The sequence below is a fragment of the Roseovarius sp. genome (assembly GCF_040223625.1).
In the GTDB taxonomy this organism is placed as follows: domain Bacteria; phylum Pseudomonadota; class Alphaproteobacteria; order Rhodobacterales; family Rhodobacteraceae; genus Roseovarius.
Window position 1 is genome coordinate 49,672 of sequence record NZ_JAVKFX010000023.1, and the last position, 6,943, is coordinate 56,614.

Genomic DNA, 6,943 nt, shown 5'->3' on the forward strand with positions numbered 1-6,943 from the left:
AATCGTTATCCACACGCTTTTCCACAAAAACATACAAGTTGCGCGGTCGCAGGTAACGTTTGTATGACACAGCCCACAGGTAAATGGGGGACATGATGAGCAATGTCGCAAGCTTCAACGCCACCGGCGCTGAAGCCACGGGAACCGAGTCGCTACCGAACTCGATCGAGGCCGAGCAACAGCTTCTGGGCGCGATCCTGACCAATAACGACGTCTACGACCGGGTCGCCAACATCATCGGGCCGCAGCATTTCCACGAGCCCGTGCACGCCCGCATCTACGAGGTCGCGGCCGCCCGCATCGCCAAGGGCAACCTCGCCTCGCCCGTGACCCTCAAGACCTTCCTCGAGGACGATGAAGGCCTCGCCGAACTGGGCGGGCCCGCCTATCTCGTCCGCCTCGCCGGCGCCGCCATCTCCTCCTTCGCGGCCCGCGACTACGCCCAGATGATCTACGACATGGCGATCCGGCGCGAGTTGATCGAGCTCGGCCACGACATCGCCGGCCGCGCCGCCAAGGCCGACGTCCAGGTCGAACCCCGCGACCAGATCGTCGAGGCCGAACAGAAACTCTACGCCCTCTCCGAACAGGGCCAGGCCGAGCGCGGCTTCCAGAGCTTCCTCAGCGCCGTCAAGGATGCCGTCAGCGTCGCCAACGCCGCCTATCAGCGCGAGGGCGGCCTCGCCGGCATCTCCACCGGCCTCATCGACATGGACCGCAAGCTCGGCGGCCTGCACAAGTCCGACCTGCTGATCCTCGCCGGCCGCCCCTCGATGGGGAAAACCTCGCTCGCCACCAACATCGCCTTCAACATCGCCAAGGCCTTCAAGCGCGGCACCCGCCCCGACGGCTCCGAAGGCGCGGTCGAAGGCGGCGTCGTGGGCTTCTACTCGCTCGAGATGAGCGCCGAACAGCTCGCCGCCCGCGTCCTCTCCGAGGCTTCCGAGATCCCCTCCGAGCAGATCCGCAAGGGCGACATGACCGAGGGCGAGTTCCGCAAGTTCGTCGATGCCGCCAAGACGCTGGAAACCTGCCCGCTCTACATCGACGACACGCCGGCCCTGCCCATCTCCCAGCTCGCCGCCCGCGCCCGCCGCCTCAAGCGCACCCACGGGCTCGACGTGTTGATCATCGACTACCTCCAGCTCGTCCGCCCCTCCTCGGCCAAGGACAGCCGCGTCAACGAGGTCTCCGAGATCACCCAGGGTTTGAAGGCCATCGCCAAGGAGCTCGACATCCCCGTCATCGCCCTCTCGCAGCTCTCCCGCCAGGTCGAAAGCCGCGACGACAAGCGCCCCCAGCTCTCCGACCTCCGCGAATCCGGCTCGATCGAACAGGACGCCGACGTGGTGATGTTCGTCTTCCGCGAGGAATACTACGTCGAACGCGAAAAACCCTCCGAGGACCGGCTCGAGGAAATGGCCGCCTGGCAGGAACGCATGGAACGCCTCCACGGCAAGGCCGAGGTCATCATCGGCAAACAGCGCCACGGCCCCATCGGCACGGTCGAGCTCTCCTTCGAGGGCCAGTTCACCCGCTTCGGCAACCTCGTGAAACCCTGGCAGCAGGGCGGCGAGCAGGAGTTCTGAGACAGCGCCATAGTGCGGGGCGGCCCCGGGCTCTCACGCCCTGCCGCCCGGCGGTTCCGCCGGATCGTCCGCCGCGGCAGCCACAAGAAACCCCCGGTAATGCACCAGCGGCGCCTGCGTCAGCGGCGCCAGCAGCGCCACGTCAAAATGGAACCGGCCCTCCGCCGCGAATTCGCGCGCCACGGACCCCGGCAGCAGCCAGTTCGGCAGCCTGACTGGCCCGATGCGCCCCCCGGTCACCGGATAGTGCAACGCGCCGTCTCGCACCTCCAGTCCGATCCGGAAGGTGAACGGCCCGAACCGCTCGCAAAGCCCGCTTTCGTCCCGCGATAGATGCGAGCGGAACGCGCTCCGGCCGAACCGTCGAACCCATGTCTCGCCTCGCGGCGTGACCGTCTTGGTCACCTCGACCGGCACATCCGCCGCCTCCGGCGGAAACCGGAAGATCGCACATAGCAGCCGGGGCCAGAGGCCCTTGCCCCGACGCACCTCGCATCTCCCCTCCCATCGCGACACGCCGAGCGTCAGATGGGTCGCCCGGATCTCCTCCGGCAGCGCCGCGAACTCGGCCCCCAGCACACTCGCGAACAGGAAAGAGACCGGGGCCACATCGCGCTCCGTCACCACGCGAAGGTCCGCCATCGCGGCCTCCGCCTCCGCCAGGCTGATCACCTCGAGCGCCGGGCCCGCCCCCACCGGCAATGCAGCCCGGCGCAACAGGGCGCGGGCCGCCACCGCCGGGATGAACGGCCCATCGCCATCCTCGGCCAGAAGGCGCCAGCTCCGGATCTCGTGCCGCGTGGTCACCGACACCGACATCCCGCCCCGGCCGCTGCCGAACGGCGCCAGCCCATCGGCCGCCAGTTTGAACAGGCGCACGACGAAGGGCGTCACCGGAACCGGCACCACCCGGCGCAGCCCCGCGAACAGCGCAAGCCCGTACCGCATCACGCCAAGCTCCAGCCCCGCCCGGAACCGCACCGTCGCCGCGCCGAAATGCGCCGGAAACAGCCGCTGGTCCGGCACCCCGATCTGCCAGCCCTGCCGCACCAGCCCGCCCGGAAGCCTGTATTCCGCCGGCCCCGACCAGCCATGGGCCCATTCCCACCTGTTGCCCCGCCAGACCGGCATCGGCCGCCCCGCCTGCGACAGGATCGACCGCATCACCGAAAGCCCCCGCGGCGCGCGGTTGCCCGGCAGGATCGCCGTGTCGATCACCACGGGGCGCTCGCCCCCCGCCAGCGCCCGAACGGCGGCAGAGGACAGCGCCGGCACCGAAGACAGACCGGACAGCACGCATACCCCGGCCGCCCTCGCGTCCGCGTCCAGCGCCCCCATACCGGCACAGAATTCGGCATCGTCCGACAGATCGAGGTAATGCACCCCCGCCGCCACCGCCGCCCGGGCCAGCCGATAGGGCGCCTCTCCATAGGCGTGAAACGGCCCCGCGGCGTCAATGACGACATCATGCCCCTCCAGCGCATACCGCCCCTCCGCCCGGTCGAACCGAACCGCCCGACATTCCAGCTCCCGCGCCGAGGCCCGGGCCTTGTCCAGCCGCCGTCCGGCGACACACACGTCATGCCCGTCCGCCACAAGCAAGCGCGCCAGCCGCGCGCCGAACACGCCGTATCCGCCGACCAGCAGGATCTTCACCGCAGCAGACGCTTCTGAAACTCGGGATCGGGCAGCCCGCACATGTCCCCCCGCCCGAACAGCGCGTACCGGTTCCGGGCCAGCCGCCGATAGCCCCAGTCGCGCAGCGGCCGCGGCAGGATCAGCAGGACCGTGGCCAACCGCCCCCAGCCCCCGAACCGCCTTGCGGCATGAATGACCGCCTCGAAATCCCGATACGCCACGCCCCCGTCGATGAACAGCCACGTGGTCGGATCGATAGGCTCGAGCCCGTAATGCCGCAACAGCGCCGCCCCCAGCGGCGACTGGATCGGGCAGATCCGCACCGACCGGCTCCGGTCCAGCCGGTGGATCATCCGCGCGCCCCAGCTACAGACCGCACATTCCGCATCCATCACGGCCAGCGGCGCCCCGTCGTCGAACTCGGGAACCTCCGGGTCATCTCGAAAGGAGAACGGTTTCGGCCCCTTCCGGTCCCGCCGCGCATCCATCTCCAGCCTCCCCGCTCCGGAAACCCACCATCTCGCAGAGATGCGGGAAAACGCGCCCGTTTGCAACGATACCCGCCACAACCCGCTGCGCGGCTGACAGCCCGAACCTTTCCGCTTGACCCCTCCGCCCAGACTGTCAAAACCCCTGCCATGGGTACCGGAAAGCTGACAATCGATCTCGGTGCGATCCGCACAAACTGGCGCAACCTCGCGGCAATGAACTCGGGTGAAACCGCCGCCGTGGTCAAGGCCGACGGCTACGGCCTCGGCGCGGGCAAGGTGGCCCGCGCCCTGCAGAAGGAAGGCGCCCGCACCTTCTTCGTCGCCATGGCCGAGGAAGGCGCGGCGCTCCGCCAGGAACTGGGTCCCGACCCGGTCATCAACGTCTTCTCCGGCCACATGCCGGGCGATGCCGACATGATCCACGACACCCATCTCGTGCCGATGATCAACTCCATCGACCAGCTCATCCGCCATGTCGAGGCGCTGCCGAACCACCCGTTCGGCATCCAGCTCGATTCGGGCATGAACCGTCTGGGGATGGAGCCCGCCGAATGGGGCGCCGTGGCCCAGGTGGCGCTGGAACAGCGCCCCACCCTGCTGATGAGCCACCTCGCCTGCGCCGACGAACCCGACCACCCGATGAACGCCCAGCAGCTCAAGACCTTCTTCGAGCTCACGGACGGGCTCGGCGTGCCCCGCTCGCTCGCCAATACCGGCGGCGTGCTCCTCGGCCCCGACTACCATTTCGAGATGACCCGCCCCGGCATCGGCACCTATGGCGGCCTGCCCTATATCGACGCCACGCCCGTGGTCACGCTCGACCTCCCCGTGATCCAGTGCCGCACGCTGGAACCCGGCGAAACCGTGGGCTACGCCAACAGCTTCACCGCCACCCGCGAAACCCGCATCGCCACCGTCTCGGCGGGCTATGCCGACGGCATCCTGCGTGCGCTGGGGCCCAAGACCCACCTCTATGCCGGCGACACGCCCTGCCCGATCGCCGGCCGCATCTCGATGGATCTGATCGGCGTCGACATCACCGACCTGCCCTCCGGCTCCGACCCGGCCACGCTCGAGCTCCTGGGCCGGCACCAGTCGATCGACACGCTCGCCGACAATGCCGACACCATCGCCTACGAGATCCTCACCGCGCTCGGCCCGCGCTATTCCCTGCGCTATATCGGCGGATGAGCTGGTTCACCGCCTTCCTGGCCGCCATCGGCCGCGCGGTGATGGGGGGGCTGGCATTCATCGGGCGGCTGGCGATCTATGGCGGCCAGACGCTCTCCCATGTCGTCCGCCCGCCGATCTACCTGAAGGAAATCCTGCAAAGCCTTCTGAACATCGGCTATTTCAGCCTACCCGTCGTCGGCCTCATCGCCATCTTCACCGGCGGCGCGCTGGCGCTCCAGATCTACTCCGGCGGCTCCCGCTTCAATGCCGAGGCGGTCGTCCCCCAGATCGTCGCCATCGGCATGGTCCGCGAACTGGGCCCCGTCCTCGTGGGCCTGATGGTCGCCGCCCGCGTCACCTCCTCCATCGCCGCCGAGATCGCCACCATGAAGGTGACCGAGCAGATCGACGCGCTCGTCACCCTCTCCACCCACCCGATGAAATACCTCACCGTGCCGCGGGTGCTCGCAGGCCTCATCATGGTGCCGCTGCTGGTGGGCGTGGGCGACATCATCGGCATCCTCGGCGGCTATGTGGTGGGGGTCAGAAGCCTCGGCTTCAACGCCTCCGCCTACCTCCAGAACACCTTCGACTTCATCGAGGCGCGCGACGTGGTCTCCTCCCTCGTCAAGGGCGCGGCCTTCGGCTTCATCGCCACATTGCTCGGCTGCTACTACGGCATGAACACCGGCCGCGGCGCCCAAGGCGTCGGCCGCGCCACCAAGTCCGCCGTGGAAGCCGCCGCCGTCCTGATCCTCGCCGCCAACTTCCTCCTCACCAGCCTGTTCTTCTCGCTATGATCGAGCTTCGCGACATCCACAAATCCTTCGGGTCCAACCACGTCCTGCGCGGCGTGAACCTGACCATCCCCTCGGGCACCTCCATGGTGATCATCGGCGGCTCCGGCACCGGCAAGTCCATCGCGCTCAAATGCATCCTCGGCCTCGTCCGCCCCGACAGCGGCCTCATCACGCTCGACGGCAAGGACGTCACGAAAGGCGACCGCGACGCCTTCCTTGCCCGCTTCGGGATGCTCTTCCAGGGCGGCGCGCTCTTCGACTCGCTCCCCGTCTGGCAGAACGTCGCCTTCCGCCTCCTGCGCGGCTCGCTCAAGCGGCCGAAACACGAGGCCCGCGAGATCGCCATCGAGAAACTCCGCCGCGTCGGCCTCAAGCCCGAACAGGCCGACCTCTTCCCGGCCGAGCTCTCGGGCGGCATGCAGAAACGCGTCGGCCTCGCCCGCGCCATCGCCGCCGAGCCGGAAATCATCTTCTTCGACGAACCCACCACCGGGCTCGACCCGATCATGGCCGGCGTTATCAACGACCTCATCCGCGAGATCGTCACCGAGATGGGCGCCACAGCCATGACCATCACCCACGACATGACCTCCGTCCGCGCCATCGCCGACAACGTCGCCATGCTCCACGACGGCGTGATCCAGTGGACGGGGCCGGTCTCCGAGATGGACCGCTCGGGCGACCCCTACCTCGCCCAGTTCATTACCGGCAGTCCGGACGGGCCAATCGAGGCGGTAAGGTAATCCCGTCCCGGCCCCGAGCCAGACCTCGCGCCGTAGGGTGGGTGCCAACCCACCTAAAACCATCTCACCCCACCTCCGCCCCGGCGGGCGCGTGCCACCCAGTACCCACACACTCCCCGTCCCGGCCCCCGAGCCGGGACCCCGCACCACAAGAGGCCCCGGGTCAAGCCCGGGGCGGGAACACTCCACCTGCAAGGTGCGCGCAACTACGACACCGCCGCCACACCGGGCGAGCGCCGGCCCGTGGGGAGGCGCCGCAACGCTGGTGACTGCCACTTTATCCCGCCGAATACATCCCACCTAACGACGTCACACCACACCCGCCAAAGCGCCTGCCCGCCGGGACGGGCCGGCGCTCGCCCGGCGGCCTTCGGCCTCGATTCCGGGCGCGTGCCACCCCGCAACGTCGGTTCGCCCGGCCCGGCCCCCGAGCCGGGACCGCGACCCCCGAGAGGCCCCGGGTCCAGCCCGGGGCGGGAGCACGCCACCTGTGGGGCCTGTGCTGCCCG

General features: G+C 68.8%; 6 protein-coding genes. 4 read left to right on the forward strand and 2 right to left on the reverse strand.

Translation table 11 applies throughout. The annotated features are described in order from the left end of the window. The first annotated feature begins 95 nt into the window (after window positions 1–95). Entirely contained in the window at window positions 96–1,589 is a 1,494-nt protein-coding gene (locus RLN94_RS06055) for a replicative DNA helicase (RefSeq protein ID WP_350126434.1), read from the forward strand. A gap of 33 nt (window positions 1,590–1,622) precedes the next feature. Here the strand turns inward: RLN94_RS06055 and RLN94_RS06060 are convergent, their stop codons facing one another. Both RLN94_RS06060 and RLN94_RS06065 read right to left on the reverse strand, forming a co-directional pair. Then, on the reverse strand, window positions 1,623–3,245 hold the full coding sequence (locus RLN94_RS06060; RefSeq protein WP_350126437.1) for a saccharopine dehydrogenase family protein: 1,623 nt from the start codon (window positions 3,243–3,245) through the stop codon (window positions 1,623–1,625). Next, window positions 3,242–3,715, reverse strand: coding sequence for a thiol-disulfide oxidoreductase DCC family protein (locus tag RLN94_RS06065; protein ID WP_350126440.1), 474 nt, complete (start codon window positions 3,713–3,715; stop codon window positions 3,242–3,244). The genes RLN94_RS06060 and RLN94_RS06065 overlap by 4 nt, the downstream gene beginning before the upstream one ends. A 150-nt stretch (window positions 3,716–3,865) precedes the next feature. Here RLN94_RS06065 and alr point away from each other — a divergent pair, with 150 nt between their 5' ends. From alr to RLN94_RS06080, 3 genes are read left to right on the forward strand one after another with little or no spacing between them, the layout of a single operon-like run. Beyond that, window positions 3,866–4,909, forward strand: coding sequence for an alanine racemase (alr, locus tag RLN94_RS06070; protein ID WP_350126443.1), 1,044 nt, complete (start codon window positions 3,866–3,868; stop codon window positions 4,907–4,909). A 41-nt stretch (window positions 4,910–4,950) separates the two neighbouring features. Beyond that, on the forward strand, window positions 4,951–5,691 hold the full coding sequence (locus RLN94_RS06075; protein WP_502949408.1) for an MlaE family ABC transporter permease: 741 nt from the start codon (window positions 4,951–4,953) through the stop codon (window positions 5,689–5,691). Then, entirely contained in the window at window positions 5,688–6,434 is a 747-nt protein-coding gene (locus RLN94_RS06080; protein WP_350126449.1) for an ABC transporter ATP-binding protein, read from the forward strand. Before RLN94_RS06075 ends, RLN94_RS06080 begins: the two co-directional genes overlap by 4 nt. Window positions 6,435–6,943: the final 509 nt, after the last annotated feature.